This is a genomic window from Micromonospora sp. ATA51, assembly GCF_016802855.1.
GTDB lineage: Bacteria > Actinomycetota > Actinomycetes > Mycobacteriales > Micromonosporaceae > Micromonospora > Micromonospora sicca.
The window spans coordinates 1-14752 of sequence record NZ_JAEVHJ010000060.1; the positions used below are offsets into that span (position 1 = coordinate 1).

10 protein-coding genes and 4 pseudogenes are annotated in these 14752 nt (G+C 73.1%); 9 read left to right on the plus strand and 5 right to left on the minus strand.

Translation table 11 applies throughout. From position 1 onward, the window contains the following. The 3 genes from JNW87_RS12480 to JNW87_RS12490 all read left to right on the plus strand — a co-directional run. Positions 1-503 (plus strand): molybdopterin-dependent oxidoreductase (locus JNW87_RS12480; RefSeq protein ID WP_238453725.1); only part of this gene is annotated, 503 nt, incomplete at its 5' end. Further along, positions 496-972, plus strand: coding sequence for a hypothetical protein (locus tag JNW87_RS12485; protein ID WP_109800544.1), 477 nt, complete (start codon positions 496-498; stop codon positions 970-972). The genes JNW87_RS12480 and JNW87_RS12485, both read left to right, overlap by 8 nt. A 190-nt stretch (positions 973-1162) precedes the next feature. Beyond that, positions 1163-1495, plus strand: coding sequence for an anti-sigma factor antagonist (locus tag JNW87_RS12490; protein WP_109800545.1), 333 nt, complete (start codon positions 1163-1165; stop codon positions 1493-1495). 324 nt (positions 1496-1819) lie between these two features. Here JNW87_RS12490 and JNW87_RS12495 read toward each other — a convergent pair whose 3' ends face one another. Next, complete coding sequence (locus JNW87_RS12495; protein ID WP_238453726.1) at positions 1820-3379, minus strand: PP2C family protein-serine/threonine phosphatase; 1560 nt, start codon at positions 3377-3379, stop codon at positions 1820-1822. Between the two features lie 445 nt (positions 3380-3824). Between JNW87_RS12495 and JNW87_RS39445 the strand changes: the two are divergent. From JNW87_RS39445 to JNW87_RS12520, 6 genes and pseudogenes are all read left to right on the plus strand, one after another. Next, positions 3825-4250: pseudogene (locus tag JNW87_RS39445) on the plus strand (L-dopachrome tautomerase-related protein); the annotation flags it as partial. A 158-nt stretch (positions 4251-4408) separates the two neighbouring features. Further along, positions 4409-4861, plus strand: coding sequence for an SMP-30/gluconolactonase/LRE family protein (locus tag JNW87_RS39450; RefSeq protein WP_255420183.1), 453 nt, complete (start codon positions 4409-4411; stop codon positions 4859-4861). A gap of 557 nt (positions 4862-5418) precedes the next feature. After that, positions 5419-6489, plus strand: a complete 1071-nt coding sequence (locus JNW87_RS12505; protein WP_161557775.1) for a hypothetical protein — start codon at positions 5419-5421, stop codon at positions 6487-6489. A 574-nt stretch (positions 6490-7063) separates the two neighbouring features. After that, positions 7064-8764: a hypothetical protein gene (locus JNW87_RS12510; protein WP_238453727.1), complete on the plus strand. Its 1701-nt coding sequence runs from the start codon at positions 7064-7066 to the stop codon at positions 8762-8764. 28 nt (positions 8765-8792) lie between these two features. Then, positions 8793-9029 (plus strand): annotated as a pseudogene (locus tag JNW87_RS12515) (transposase); the annotation flags it as partial. A 278-nt stretch (positions 9030-9307) separates the two neighbouring features. After that, complete coding sequence (locus JNW87_RS12520; RefSeq protein ID WP_201749499.1) at positions 9308-10993, plus strand: xylan 1,4-beta-xylosidase; 1686 nt, start codon at positions 9308-9310, stop codon at positions 10991-10993. A gap of 92 nt (positions 10994-11085) precedes the next feature. Here the strand turns inward: JNW87_RS12520 and JNW87_RS12525 are convergent, their stop codons facing one another. The 4 genes and pseudogenes from JNW87_RS12525 to JNW87_RS12540 form a co-directional block, all read right to left on the minus strand. Continuing rightward, entirely contained in the window at positions 11086-12522 is a 1437-nt protein-coding gene (locus JNW87_RS12525; protein WP_238453730.1) for a glucoamylase family protein, read from the minus strand. After that, positions 12455-12662, minus strand: a pseudogene (locus tag JNW87_RS12530) (zf-TFIIB domain-containing protein); the annotation flags it as partial. The pseudogene JNW87_RS12530 and the gene JNW87_RS12525, both read right to left, overlap by 68 nt. 23 nt (positions 12663-12685) lie before the next feature. Further along, complete coding sequence (locus tag JNW87_RS12535) at positions 12686-13318, minus strand: phosphoribosyltransferase (RefSeq protein ID WP_109801833.1); 633 nt, start codon at positions 13316-13318, stop codon at positions 12686-12688. Positions 13319-13375: 57 nt separating this feature from the next. Then, a pseudogene (locus tag JNW87_RS12540) lies at positions 13376-14676 on the minus strand (glycosyltransferase 87 family protein). Between the last annotated feature and the right edge of the window lie 76 nt (positions 14677-14752).

Below are 14752 nucleotides of genomic sequence, written 5' to 3' on the forward strand. Positions count from 1 at the left end.
CCGGGGCCGGCAGGCCCGGCACCGGCCCGACCGGGTTCCCGGTGAACCGCACGGCGGCGGCCGCCGGCGTCGGGGCCGCCGACACCGGGGCCGGCTGGCGGCTGACGCTGCGGGCCGACGGGCGGCAGGCCAGCCTGGACCGGGCCGCCCTGCTGGCCCTGCCCCAGCACACCGCCCGGCTGCCGATCGCCTGCGTGGAGGGGTGGTCGACGCTGCAGACCTGGACCGGGGTACGGCTGCGCGACCTCGCCGCGCTGGTCGGCGCGGGTCAACCCGGCTCCGCCCACGTCCGCTCGCTGGAGAAGGCGGGGCTGTTCGCCCAGGCGACGTTGCAGGCCAACCAGGTCCTCGACCCCGACTCGCTGCTCGCGCTGCGGGTCAACGGGGTGGACCTCACCCCGGACCACGGCTATCCGGCGCGGGTCATCGTCCCGGCGCTGCCCGGGGTGCACTGCACCAAGTGGGTGGCGGAGATCGAGTTCCGGGGGCGTCCCGATGCGTGACCTCACGGCGCGTTTCCGGACGGCGTACGGGGCGCCCGGGCGGCACCTGCTGCTGCTCGTGGGCTGCTTCGCCGTCGCCGGCTGGGTGGCCCTGCGGCTGGCCGGGGAGGCGACCGCCGGGCGGATGCTCCTCTGGTTCGTCGGCGCGGCCATCGCCCACGACTTCGTCCTGTTCCCGGTGTACGCCTCGACTGACCGGGCGCTGCGGGCGGCGGTGGGCGAGCGACGGGCCCGGCCGGCGGCCGGACCGTCGCTGCTGAACCACCTGCGCGTGCCGGCGCTGGCCGCGGCGCTGCTGTTCCTGGTCTACCTGCCCGGCATCCTCCGGCAGGGCCGGGCGACCTACCTGGCCGCGACCGGGCAGGACCAGCAGCCGTTCCTCGCCCGCTGGCTGCTCGTCAGCGCCGCCCTCTTCCTGGCCAGCGGGGTCCTCTACGGGTTGCGGCGGTGGCGGGCGCGGAGAACGTGAGCCCGACCCCGACTTTAGGTGACCGGGTCGGGGCACCGGCGACGCGTCCAGGTGAGCCGGCGGTTGCCGCCACGGGGCGATCGACGCGGCCGCGATTGCCGCCGAACGGACGACATGGTGGGCTGCCGGGGAGGTGACATGATGTGCCGGCAACGGCTGTTGCCTGTCCAGCGAAGGGTGCTGCTGCCGGATGACGCACTTCGAGACCAGGACGTCAACGGAACCCGGACGGATGGTCGTGGCGTTGGTCGGCGAGTGCGATCTCGCTGCCCGCGACAAGCTGACCACCCCCCTGCTGGCCGCCGTGGCGAGCGCGCCGGTCGTCGTCGTGGACGTGGCGGCGCTGACGTTCCTCGACTCCACCGGCATCCACTCGCTGGTCACCGCCCATCACGCCGCCCGCGCGGCCGGCGGTCGGCTGCACCTGGTCAACGCCACCGGGATGGTGGCGAACGTCCTGGACCTCACCGGCGTCGGCGAGCTGCTGCGTCCGTCGACCGCCGACCACCGGCCCGAGCGCTGAAGGCCGGTCCATCGGCTGGGGGCCGCTGCCGTGTCTGAGCAGGGGGCCGTCGTCCCCGCCAACCCCGAAACCAGGTCGTACGCCGAAGCGGGCGACCTGGCTGCGGTCCGCGCCTTCGTCTGCGCAGGGGCGATGGCCCGCGGCCTGCCGGCGCCTCTGTAGGTCGTCGACCAGGGGTCGATGCGCGCGTTGGGCCGGCCGATGCCATCGTCGGACGCGGTGCGAGGCCGTGGGTTGGCGATCGTGGAACGCATCTGCGACGAGGTGTCCATCTCCGCGGGCCCAGACGGACCGTGGTGCGGATCCGGCTGGATCTGTGACCTGTCAGGGCAGGACGCGGACGGCCAGCGTGCAGGTGTCGTCGTCGGGGCTGGCGTAGTGCAGCAGACCGGGCAGCCGGACCAGCATCTCGTCACCGGGCAGGGCGGACAGGTCCGACAGGGCCCGCCGCACCCTGCCCAGCAGGTCGTCGGCGCCGCCCGACCGCCGTTCCACGAGCCCATCGGTGTAGAGGAGCACCAGGTCGTCGACTTCCAGGCGGGGGCTGACCACCGGGTATCTGGCGCCGTCGTCGGCGCCCAGCAGCAGTCCTGACGGCCGGTCGAGCGCGGCGGTCGTCCCCGCCCGGGCCAACAGCGGCGCCATGTGTCCGGCACGCGTCCAGGACAGCAGCCTGGTCGTCGGGTCGTAGCGGGCGATCACCGCGGTCCCGGTGATCGCCAACTGCCGGCAGAGGTGGTTCAGATGGCCGAGCAGCGTCCCCGGATCACGGATGCCGATCGACAGCCACGCCACCAGGGCGAACCTCAGGTGCGCCATGCCGCTCGCCGCCTCCAGCCCGTGGCCGGCGACGTCGCCGACCGCGAGCGCCACCTGCCCGTCCGGCAGCGTCTGCGCGTGGTACCAGTCGCCCCCGACCCGTACGGCGCTCTCCGCCGGCAGGTAGCTGACCATCGCCTCGAGACCCGCCAGCGGGAACGGCTCCCGGGGCACCGGCTGGATCAGATTCTGCAGCTGCCCGGCGAGACGGTGCTCCGCCAGCGCGGTCATCTCACGGGTGTGCAGCTGGTCGCTGAGCTGCTCGATGGCGGTACGCGAGTCCACGCGCGCCGTCACGTCCTGCACCACCGCGTAGATCTTCAACGGCGCGCCGTCGGCGTCCCGGGCGGTGTCGGAGAGGATCCGCAGGTACTTCACCGACGTACCCGCCCGGAACCGCACCGTCACGTCCGACGTCGCCCCGCTGTCCAGGGTCTGCCAGGCGGCTTCCCGCAGCCCGAAGTCCTCGGGGAAGAGGGCCGCAGCCTGCTCCGCCCGGGACAACGGGCCCAGCGCCGGGTCCCGGGCGAAGATCCGGTACATGCCGGGTGACCACTGGCTGCGCCCGGTGGTCAGATCGTACTCCGCCCAGCCGAGGCTGCCCAGCAGTTCGGCCTTGTCCATCCGGCGCTGGTCCTCGTCCAGCCGCTGCCAGCAGACCAGCAGGCCACCCAGGACCCGGTGCACGCTCACGTCGAAGAGCGACTCGGCGATGACGCCGGCGCGCTTCTCCTCGTACCGGAAGTCGGGCAGTTGGCCGGGCTGTCCGGTGAACATCACCTGGTGGTACAGCTGCCACAGGGGGCCGCCGACCATGCTCGGGTACAGCTCGCTGAGCCGCCCGCCGACGCGGCTCACCCCCCGTCCGCAAATGTCCGGTCCCCGGCCGCTGGTCGCCTCGATCCGGAAGTCGACGACCTGCCCGTCACTCGTCACCGGCAGCAGCCACGAGCAGCCGGCCGGGATGCCGGACAGGATCTCCCGCACGACCTTCACGACCGGGTCGACCGCCGACGCCGTCGCCGTCGCCGCAGCCTGCTTTCCCCGCGCGCCAGCGTCCGACATGGCAGCAGCGTAACCACTGAACCGCCATCCGCCGATGCGCCGACCGCTTCCGTCACGGGCGGCGGCGGTCACTGCCGTCGGACCGTCCGGTCGCCGTCGGGCCTCCTTCGCCGCGCCGGTTTGCGGTGCGGATCGGCGGGAAGGTGACGCGCGGACGGATTGAGTCAGCCGGGGCGGGTCCGCGGGACGCCGACCGGCGCCCACTCGGGTCGGAGGTGCGGGGTCGGCCTGTCCAGCCGGGACGCCCCTGCGCCCGGCCACCATCATCAGGGAGTTTCGCACCCATGACAGTTGTCGACGGTGATCGGGCCACCGACGAACGTCTCGCCAACCGCGACCAGGTCGGTGGCTCCGTGCTACCGCGTCTGCGGGGCCACCGGTGAACGGGCCGGTGGGTGCCGAGCCGGTCGGCACGCTGGAGCTCGTGCACACGTTCACCGGGCCGATGCCGACCGGGGTGAGCGTGTCGCACACCGGCCGGATCTTCGTCAACTTCCCGAAGTGGGGCGACGAGGTCCCGGCCACGGTGGTCGAGTTGCGCGACGGCGCGGAGGTGCCCTTCCCCGACCAGGAGTGGAACTCCCCGTCCGGCGACGACGACGCCAACGCGTTCGTCTCGGTGCAGAGCATCGTCGTCGACCCGGCCGACCGGTTGTGGGTCGTGGACACCGGCAGTCCGATGTTCCAGCCCACGAAGCCGGGCGGGCCGAAGCTGGTGCGGGTCGACCTCGACACCGACACCGTCGCCCAGGTGATCACCTTCCCGACCGACGTGGCGCTGCCGTCGACGTACCTCAACGACGTCCGGTTCGACCTGCGGCGCGGCGAGGCGGGGATCGCCTACATCACCGACTCGTCGGACTCGGGCCCGAACGGGATAATCGTGGTCGACCTGGCCACCGGCGCGTCCTGGCGACGCCTGCACGAGCACCCCTCCACCAAGGCCGAACAGCTGCGGACGTTCCGGCCGGTGGTCGAGGGTCGGCCGTTCCTGGAACGCCCGCCGAGGGCGAGCCGAAGCCGATCGGCATGGGTTCCGACGGGATCGCCATCGCCGCCGACGGCTCCCGGCTGCACTACTGCCCGCTGGCGTCGCGCCACTGGTACAGCGTCGCCACGGATGCCCTGGCCGACCGGTCGCTCTCCGACGAGGAGGTGGCGGCCACCGTCGTCGACGAGGGCGACAAGGGCGGCGGCTCGGACGGACTGGAGACCGACGACGCGGGCCGCTTCTACCTCACCTCCTACGAGCAGAACGCGGTGCTGCGCCGCCGGCCGGACGGGGAGTACGAGACCGTGGTGCACGATCCGCGGCTGCTCTGGCCGGACACGATGTCGGTGGCGGTCGACGGATACCTCTACGTCACGGCCAACCAGCTGCACCGGCAGGCGAAGTACCAGCGCGGGCAGGACCTGCGGCGCAAGCCGTACGCGCTGTTCCGCACTCGGATCGCCGCCGGACCGGTCCTGTTGCGGCGCTGAATGCGCGACCGGGCGGCCAGACCATCTCAAACACCCTCTTTCAAGGCCATCCGTCGCGCGCGCTCTTCCGTCACCTGCCCGACCGTTGCCCGATGCGCGGGGGTGTCGCGCACGTTCCTCTACTAAAAGCCCGATGCCGGGCCGCCGGACGGGTGGCCGAGTTGCGCTGCGACTTCCCGAAGAAGCCGGTTGATCGACGGGCGCCCCGCTGACGAGCGGCGGTTGCCTCGTCATGACCAAGCTATCCGTGTGGCGCTGGCCCAGGCGGACGATCCGAAGCCGGGGGTGGTCTGTGTCTGTTCGCGGGATGGGCCGGGTGGACTTTTGGCCGATGGTGAGTAAGGTCACCTAGCTGTCGGCACCTGTGCTCCCGGAGGAGGCCAGCGACCGTGGCCGAGAGATCGACCGCTCGTTCCGCCGATGGGGCTGCCCAAGATCACGACGACCCGGCGCGTGTCATAGACAGCTGGATCGGTCGACGGTCGCGGCTGGAAACAAGCGATTCCGACTCGTACTACGAGCAGCAGGAAGCAGCCGCGCCGCAGTGGCGCGAGGATGTGTCGGACCAGTACCAGGAGTCGTACCAGCCCGAGAACACCTACGAGGACCAAGGGCGACACGCAAGGCGGCGGGCACACCCGCAGTACGAGGATGAGTACGAGCAGTACGACGGGGCCCACCCTCAGCACGAGCACGCGTACCGGCGGTCCGACCCACTGGCCTACCCCGAACCGGCGTACTACGAGCCCGATCCGACCCATCAGTACGACGGGCACGACCAGGCCTATCGGGAGGAACGCCGGGCCCAAGAACCGTACGGACCGACCGATGCCAGCTCGGTCCACGAGGACGCCTACGCCGCGCAGCAGGAGAGGTACGCCCAACCGGAGACGGGCTACGCCCACGAGGAGCACTACCCGCACGACGATTCCGCCGGCCGCAACGGGTACCGCCACGAGGAGTCCGACGCGCACGGCCCCGACGCGGACGAGGGCGGGCGGCCCCGAAGGAAGCACAACCAAGACCTTGGCGCCCGCCCACGGCCAGCCAGCCGGCGGCGGCGCTGGCTGATCCCGGTCGGCGGGCTCGCGTTGGGGGCGCTGCTCTGCGCTCTGGCGTTCACGTGGGGGTCGGGTCGACCGCCGGAAGGCGGCCTGCCGGTGTCGGCGGCCACCACCCCGTCGGACCCGTTGGAGGAGCCGGTCACCCTCGCGGAGATACCGTCGACATCGCCAAGTTCCGCGACACCGAGCGGCTCCTCCGCCACGCCCAGCGCCACACCGTCGGTCACGCCGTCCGCCACGCCCAGCGCCACGCCGTCCGTCACGCCTTCCGCCGCGCCGACCCCGACGCCCACCGGGGCCACGCCGACGCCGACCCGGAGCCCGGGCCCGGCCCTGCTCGGCCCATCGAGCAGCCGTGGGGTGGCGAACATGGCTCAGCGGTACTGCGATCGGTACACCGGGGGCTCAGCAGACCCCCGCAACGACGGCCGTTGGCAATGCACGAGGCTGCTCTCCGCGTCCATCGTCGACATGGACGTCGCCTGCCGCGACACGTACGATTCCGGCGCCTACGCACGGACGTCGAACCCCGACGATCCTTACGCCTGGCGGTGCTACCGCTGATCACCCGCGCTTCGGGACTGATGCGCGATCTGTCCGACGCGCCGCTCCCAGCAGGACGGATGCTGGTCGTGCTCACTTGATGGTGGCCCCACCGCGCGCGATCCGAAGGGTCGCCGGCGGTGTCCCCCACGCAAGCTCAACCGCAGCACCACGGGAAGCGCCGCCCACATGTTCGACTGGTTTCTCGGCTGGCCCGCCCGACACAGCCGCTCCTACCGAATGACCGCGACCGGCTCGCGGCAGGCCGAGGAAGCAGAAGCATGAGCGGCCGGTGTCGTCACCTCGCTGGGGCTGCCGGCAATCGCCACGATCGGTTGCCTCGGCACGGCACCGGCCACGGCGGTGCCGGTCGGGTGAGCACCGATGACCCGCGGTGTGGCGCGGGAGGGGCGACCCGATGCACCCGGCGTGGCATCTGAGATCTCCAATTCGGTCCGCAACCTTGTAGCATGCGGCGGACGACGGGCGGCAGCCGGAGCGCAGCTCTGGTACGCCTCGGCGGGCGGCACCGCCGGGTCGGCCGGCCGCGGCGCGGTCAGGCCGGGGCCCGGAGTGAGAGAGGAACCTGCTCGGCGTGTTCCAGGAAACGGACCGGACCCGGATGACCGGCGGAAACTCAATTGGCGGGGCGCCAGGCGCCGACCCGCCGGAGGCGTGGGACGCGGAGCTGGCCAAGGCGGTGCGGCACGTCGCCGTGCTGCGCACCGGGTTCTACGTTGTCGTGCTGCTGATCGCGCTCGGCGGCCAGGTGTCCGGGGCGATGGAACGGCTCGGCATGCCGTGGTACATCGCCCTTCCCGCCGTTGGCGCGTTGGAGTTGGGCGGCGTCGTGGTGCTGGCGAACGCCGACGTACGCCGTCGACTGGGCGAACGGGCGATGCTGTCCCGCGTGCTGTCGGCCGGCATCGCCACCGCCGCGGTCGCCTTCAACTGGCTGGCTCACAGCAACCACCTCGAAGGCGGTTTCTACGCGGGCATGTCCCTGCTCGGTTATCTGGTGTGGCTGATGAACACCGAGAACCAGCGGCGGGACCGGCTGCGCGCCAGACAGCAGCTGCCACCCACGACGCCGGCGTACGAACCGGTCGGGCACTGGTTGCGACACCCGTGGCTGACCCGCCGTGCCTGCTCGCTGGCCAAGGCCGACCCCGGCCTCGGGCTGTACGGCTCGCTCGACGCGGCCCGCGCGCAGATTCGCGCCGAGCGGCGGCAGGCGGCGCTCAACAAGGTGTTGCACCGCAAGATCACCCGAGCGCTGGACGCCACCACCGCGGACATCGCCGTGGCGGTGTACGACCTCGACGAGATCGCCCGGCGGCTGGCCGAGCAGGCGGACTACGACGGGCTCACCGCGCTGATCGCCGCCGATCTGGCACCCGCGCGCGTGCTGGCCGGGAACCTGCCGGCGAATGGCCGCCGCCGGCGGTGGCGTCGGGTCGGTCAACCCGACCCCGTCGCACTGGCCTCGGCCGCGCGGCTGCTCGCCGACGCCCCGGAGCGGCTGCTCCCCCACGCCCCCGACCCGCTCACGGACGCGGCCCCCGTAGCCTCTGCGGCGGACGCGGCCTCCGGCGGCTCAGCGCGGCCAGAGTCGACCGGGGACGCCGCTCGGCAGGCGAACGCCACCGAGCAGGCGGCAGACGGTGCCGAGCGACCGGGATCGGAGCGGTCCCGGGCGGCGACGCGGGACCGTACCGACCGGCAGCTGGAGCGGTCCGAAAGCACGGGCCAGCTCACCTCCACCACGGATCAGCCCGACCCGCCCCGCGCCTCCGACTGGGCCGCGCTGCACGCGGAACTCGCCCCGCTCCTGCCGGCAGCCGCGCCGCGCCGAACGCCGCGCAACACACCAGAGCGGTCGGCCACCAGCCGGGCGGAGGCACCGTCGACCACGACCGCGCCAGGCTCCGTCGCGGAGCCGGCCGACACCGCGCCGCCGGCAACGACCCCCAGCGCGGCACCGATGCCGCGACCCGCGACGGGACGGGCACGTGCGGCCCGGGTCGCCGACCCGGCGGGCGAGCCGGGGCCGATCACGGCAGTCACGCGAGAGCTACCCCTGGTGGCCGGGCGGGACCTGCCGGACCTGGTAGACACCGCGGCGAGCCGTACCACACCACCCGTCGCGGCCCCCGACGCCGTGGAAGGGGCCACCGAGCAGAGATCAGCGTCGCGACCGCGGCAGCGCCGGCGGGACGACGCGGACCCGCGACCGGGCTCGGAGACCGTCCGGCGTCGGTCGAACACCCAGTCGGCCGAGGCCGGTCGACCCTGACCGGAAGATCCTCAACGGCCTGATCAACGAACAGGGCGTGCGCTCGGCCGGGGTGGCCCGGCAGTACTCCGGCACCGCCGGCGGGGTCGAAAACTGCCAGGTCGGGGTGTTTCTGGCCTACCGCTCGGCCAGCGGTCATGGCCTGATCGACCGGCAGTTGCATTCCCCCGCGGCGTGGAGCGACGACCGTGAGCGCTGCCGCGCTGTGGGCATCCCCGACGACGTCGAGTTCGCCACCGAGCCGCAGATCGCCAAAGGCCTTCTGGTGTCGCGGGGTTTCCGGACCGGGCAGGCCGAGCCGAGCGACGCTCGAACTTGCCTCAGTAACCGGTTACAGTGCTCGGACCGCAGCAAGCGAAGGCCTGGAGGTGCCCGGTGACGAACGTCAACGACCAGCAGCCGTCTGCCGCGCGATCCGATTGGGAGGCGCGCATCGCCCGCCGCAGCGATGAAGAGCGCTTACGACCAGGTCCGGAACTGCCGCCTCCGGCGGGGCTGACCGTCGAGGAAGGAGTTGGCCACGTCCGCCTGTCGTGGCAGCCGGTGAACGGCGCCGTGGGCTACCTCGTGCACCGCGCCCCACTGGTCGACGGCACACCGGACGGCGAGTTCACTCCGGTCGACCACCTCGGCGGTGACGTCCTCGCCGTGCCCGACACCTGGTATGTCGACACCACCGGAGAACCGGGCCGGCAGTACGCCTACGCCGTCGCGTCCGTACCGGAGGTGACCCTCACCGGCGCGCTGGGCCAGCCCGTACCGGCCGCCGCGCGGCCGGTCGGGGCCGAGCCGCCCACGGTGTCGCTGCGGGTGGATGCCGCGGCCGACGGGGCGGCCCTGCACCGGCCGTGGCGGCCGATGATCGGTAGCGAGCGATTGTCCCAGCTGTTGTGCCGGGACACCTCGGGTGGCCGGGAGATCGGCGCGGAACTGCTGGCCGCGCTGCGTCGGGTGCGCGACGAGATCAGCGTCGAGGCCGTCCGCGCCCACGCGATCCTGCACGACGACCTCGGCGTCTACCGGGAGGTGGACGGGCGGCCGGTGCACGACTTCCGCCGCGTCGATGAGGTCTATGACCTGCTGCTGTCGGTGGGACTGCGACCGGTGGTGGAGATTGGCTTCATGCCGCGCGAGCTGGCCAGTGACCCGGAGCGCACCGTGTTCGGCTACCGGGGCGTCATCTCCCCGCCCCGGGATTGGGACCGCTGGGCCGACCTGGTCCGCGCGCTCGTGGCCCACCTGCTGGACCGCTATGGCGAGCAGGTGCTCGGCTGGGACTTCGAGGTGTGGAACGAGGCGAACCTGGAGGTGTTCTGGTCGGGCAGCCGGGAGGAGTGGATGCGGCTGTACGACGTCACGGCCCGGGCCGTCAAGGACGTCGACCCTCGTATCCCGGTCGGCGGCCCGTCGTCGGCGGCGGCCGGCTGGGTGGACGCCCTGCTGGAACATGTTGCCACCTCGGGAGCGCCGGTGGACTTCATCTCCACCCACACCTACGGCAGTCCGCCACTGGATCTGCGGCCCACTCTGGCCCGGCTGGGCGTGCCGGACGCGCGGATCCTGTGGACCGAGTGGGGGGCCACGCCCACCCACTTCCACCCGGTCAACGACGGTGCCTCCGCCGCGGCGTTCCTGCTCACCGGGATGCGGTCGGCGGCCGGCCGGGTCGATGCGTTGTCCTACTGGGTGGCCAGCGACCACTTCGAGGAGCTCGGCCGGCCTCCCCGCCTGCTGCACGGCGGCTTCGGGCTGATCACCGTCGGCGGGATCGCCAAGCCGCGCTACCACGCGCTGTGGATGCTCGCCCAGCTCGGCGACACCGAACTCGCGGTGAGCGCCGAGGGGGACGGCGCGGCCGGCCTGGTGCAGAGCTGGGCCAGCCGGCGCGACGACGGCAGCCTGGCGATCCTGGTCTGGAACAGCACGCTCGACCAGTCCAAGCGGGACGGCGACCCGGCGCTGGCCCGTCGGGTCCGGCTCACCGTCGACGGCGCCGCCGGCCGGTCGACGATGGTCACCCGGCTCGACCGCCACCACGGCGACATCACTGCCCTCGCTCAGCGGCTCGGGCTCGGCGACTGGCCCACCGACGAGCAGTGGACGGCCCTGCGCGCCGTGGACACCCTGGCGGCGGAGAAGGTGCAGCCGACCACCGAAGGGGACGCCTGCGTGATCGAACTCGCGCTACCGCAGCCCGGTGTGGTGCTGGTCGAGGTCCCCGCGTCCTGAGCTGGACGACGACCCGGTCTGCGGCGGGAAACCGGCCGCGGACCGGGTCGTCGTCCGCGGCCGGAGCCGGCGGGGCTCCGGCCGCGGATTCACTACTGCCCAGCGGGTACGGAGAACTCCTCCATCCGCATCACCGGGCGCAGGAACCGCTCGGCGCCGCCGCGGGTGAACTCCTTACGCAGGACGTCGCCGCCGTACAGGTTGCCGAGCGCGGCCATGATCATGCCTTGGTCGAGCGCCAGGTACCGCTTCGCGACGGTGCCGCTGCGCACGGCCACCGAATCGTAGAAGCCGCCGGGCCCGTAGCTGTCGAACTGGCTGCGCAGCCGCGCCAGCTCGGCCTGTGCATCGGCCGGCGCGTAGCGCATGGCGAGGAACACCGCGTGCGGGGTCACCACACCGTCGCCGTACGCGGCGGGCAGCGGCTGGGCGGGTCGGCCCTCGCAGCCTGCAAAGCCGTAGTCCACGCTGGTGCGTTCCTCGTCGCTGGTGTAGCCGTTGGTGTCGAGCCCCATGGCGTCCACGCCGTACTCCCGGTAGCCGCCCTGCGGGTCTGAGGCGGGCGAGAAGCCCCAGTGGCCGTACTTCGCGTCGTCCATGCCGTGCGCGATCTGGCCGCGTACGTAGATCGGGTGGTTGCGGGCCCAGCTGTCCGGGCCCCACTGCTCCTCGGGCACGAACATGTCCGGCATGAGCGCCTCGAACATGTCGCCGCCCCAGGTGGGCACGAACTGCAGGCCCTGGTAGCGGTAGGCGCCCTCGAAGACCGGCACACCCAGGTACTCCCGCCACTGACCGACCGGACGCATCTCCTGCCAGGACCAGTCACAGGTGTCGGGGAAGGTACGCCACGGCCCGAAGTAGTGGGCGGGCGGCACCTGGCCGAGGGCGATCGCCACGTAGCTGATCATCCGGGTTTCGCTGTTGAACGACCCGTATGTGTGGCAGGTGTAGTAGACGTCCGGGCCGCGGTGCTGGTAGTTGCCCTTTGTGGAACAGCCCGGGGGCGGCTCGGACCAGAAGCCGCCGCGCATCAGCCCGGCCGGCACGTCCGGCCCGCGCGCCTGTGAGTCGTAGTAAAAGCCGAAGTCCATGGCGCCGAGCAGCGGGTCGGATTTGTGGCGCAGCTCCGGCACGGCGTTGTGGACGATCATCAGGGCGGCGGCGAGCCAGGCATTGTCCACGCTGGACGCGAACGGGTGGACCTCCGAGCCGTTCTCCGGCCAGGTACGCAGCAGTTGCAGGGTGGACGGGTCGTACCAGTTGTAGTACATGCCGGAGTCGCGGTGCCGCTCCAACCTCGCGAGCGAGTCGAGGGCGCGCGAGATACGCCGCACCTGCTCCCGCTCCCCGATGACGTGCAGCTCACGGGCCGCGACCGCCGACCAGATGTACGCCCCGATGTTGGTGGGCGAGGTGTACCGCGCACGGCTGGCGGGCGACAGGTCACCGCCGATGTTGTCGGCGGCGGCGGGTACCCGCCGGCCGGCTGGTTGGCCTGCGCGGGGGCAGTGTTCTGCCGGTTCCAGTTCGCCTCGGCCTCGAAGAGCTTCTCGAGTTCGCCGCGGTCGAGGAAGATGCCGCGGCACTCGCCGCACTGGTCGATGACGACGCCGCTGCGCTCGTACTGGCGCATGTCTCCGTGACACTTGGGACAGGTGAGCTGCATGACACCGAAGGTACCCGGTGGGATCACGCGGTGGCGGTGAGCGCCTGCACCACCTCGTCGTCGGAGATCTCGCGGAAGTCGTCGTAGTACGCGCCGACCGCACCGAAGTCCGGCGGGGTGTCGGGGCAGACCACCTCGTCGGCCTCGGCGGCCAGCATCTCGTACGCCTGCTCGGAGCCGACCGGGACGGCGACGATCACCCGGGCGGCGCCCAGGTGCCGGGCCACCTGCACGGCGGCGCGGGCGGTGGCCCCGGTGGCCAGGCCGTCGTCGACGATGACCGCGGTGCGCCCGTTCAGGTCCAGCGGGGGTCGACCGGCCCGGTAGCGGCTCTCCCGCCGGTCCAGTTCGGCCTGCTCCCGCCGCCGCACCTCGGCCCGGTCGCTCTCGCTCAGCCCGCCGGCGATCTGCTCGTTGAGCACCTCCACCCCGTCGGGGCCGAGCGCGCCGTAGGCGAGCTCGGGCGCCCAGGGCATGCCGAGCTTGCGGACGACCAGCACGTCCAGCGGTGCGCCGAGCCGCTCGGCGACGATCCGGGCCACCGGGACACCGCCGCGGACCAGCCCGAGGACGACGACGTCCGGCTGTCCGGCGAGTTCGCTGAGTCGGTCGGCGAGCACCTGGCCGGCGTCGGTCCGGTCGCGATAGGTGGTCATGCCCTCAGGTTTACGCCCTGTCGCCGGGCTCCGCCCGGCACTTGCGGGGAAAGCCGGTCAGCCGGTGGTCACCGGGGCTTCGGCGGCCCGGGTCGGGGCGAGCGTGAGCGCGGGTGCCCAGACCAGCAGGGCCAGCGGGTAGAGCAGGTAGCCGAAGCGGGTCGAGGGCATCAGCAGGATCGCCGCGAGCAGCCCGTACCCGCAGATCAGCGCGGTGGCGGCGGCGGTGCGCGGCGGACGGCGGACGAGCCGGACGGCGATCGCCAGCCCGACCGCCACCAGCACCGCGGCGGCGAGCACCCGGCCGGCGGGCAGCAGCGTGGCGATCAGGTGGCCGGGGAACGGGGACTGCGCCGGACTGGTCACCAGCCCGTGCCCGAGCGGGAAGCGCAGCACGTTCTCCACCAGGCGTCCCGGTCGACCAGCAGGGTGGGCACGAGCGCGGCCACCGGCAGCCCGACCGCGCCGAGGGCCGTGCGGACGCCGGCCCGGCGGGTGGCCGCCCAGCAGATCAGGACGATCGCGACCGGCCAGGCGAAGAGCTTCAACGCGCCGGCCACCCCCACCGCGATGCCGGCCCGGCCGGGCCGGTCGGCGGCGGCGAGCGTGAGGGCCAGCAGGCAGAGCGCGAGTACGGGCAGGTCGTCGCCGCCGGTGGCCAGGGTCAGCGCGCAGACCGGCAGCACGGTGGCGGCCTGTACGCCCCGCAGCACGGCGGCGTCCGGGCGGCCCGGCGCCGGCGCGGACCGGGCGCGCAGGGTGCCCACGGCCAGGGCGAGCACCAGCGCGGTGGCCAGGGCGAACCAGACCCGGGAGTCGGTCCACCAGGCGTCGACGGCGGCCCGGGGCAGCCCGAACAGCGCCATCCCCGGCTGGTAGGGGGTGTAGCCGAGCAACTGCTCGGCGGGGGGCAGCGCGGCGATCGCGTCGTGTCCCAGGTAGGGGCTGCCCTGTTCGGCGAGCCGGGCGCCGGCGTGCTCGACCACCAGCACCTCCTCCTGCGCCCGGTCGGTGCGCCCCGCCGCCCGCTGGATGCTCAGCACCGCCAACGGCAGCAGCGTCGCGCCGGCCCAGGCGAGGGCGGTCACCGCCACGCGGGCGGAGAGTCCGGCGGCGTCCGGCCGGCGCCACCGGAGCAGGAGCTGGCCGGTCACCGCGAGCGCCGCCGCCAGATAGCCCACGGCGGCGATCGCCCCCCAGGCGCGGTGTGGCGGGAGGGTGGAGGTGGCCGCAGTGACCGCGGCGAAGAGCGCCGACACCGCGTACAGGCCGAGGTCGAGGGCGAGGCCGCCAGCGGCGGAGTCCAGCGCCTGCCAGCGCCGGCGGCTGCGGGTCGTCCGGTGGGGGGTGGCGGTCACGCCGGCCAGTCTCGCAGACCGGGACCGCCGTACCGTCCGGCGCTCGGGGCGTCGGCCCGGGCTGGCCGGTCAGCGC

Coding starts and splice junctions, on each gene's coding strand:
- JNW87_RS12485 (WP_109800544.1), top strand. CDS start 496: ATGCGTGACCTCACGGCGCGTTTCCGGACGGCGTACGGGGCGCCCGGG.
- JNW87_RS12490 (WP_109800545.1), top strand. CDS start 1,163: ATGACGCACTTCGAGACCAGGACGTCAACGGAACCCGGACGGATGGTC.
- JNW87_RS12495 (WP_238453726.1), bottom strand. CDS start 3,379: ATGTCGGACGCTGGCGCGCGGGGAAAGCAGGCTGCGGCGACGGCGACG.
- JNW87_RS39450 (WP_255420183.1), top strand. CDS start 4,409: ATGGGTTCCGACGGGATCGCCATCGCCGCCGACGGCTCCCGGCTGCAC.
- JNW87_RS12535 (WP_109801833.1), bottom strand. CDS start 13,318: ATGACCACCTATCGCGACCGGACCGACGCCGGCCAGGTGCTCGCCGAC.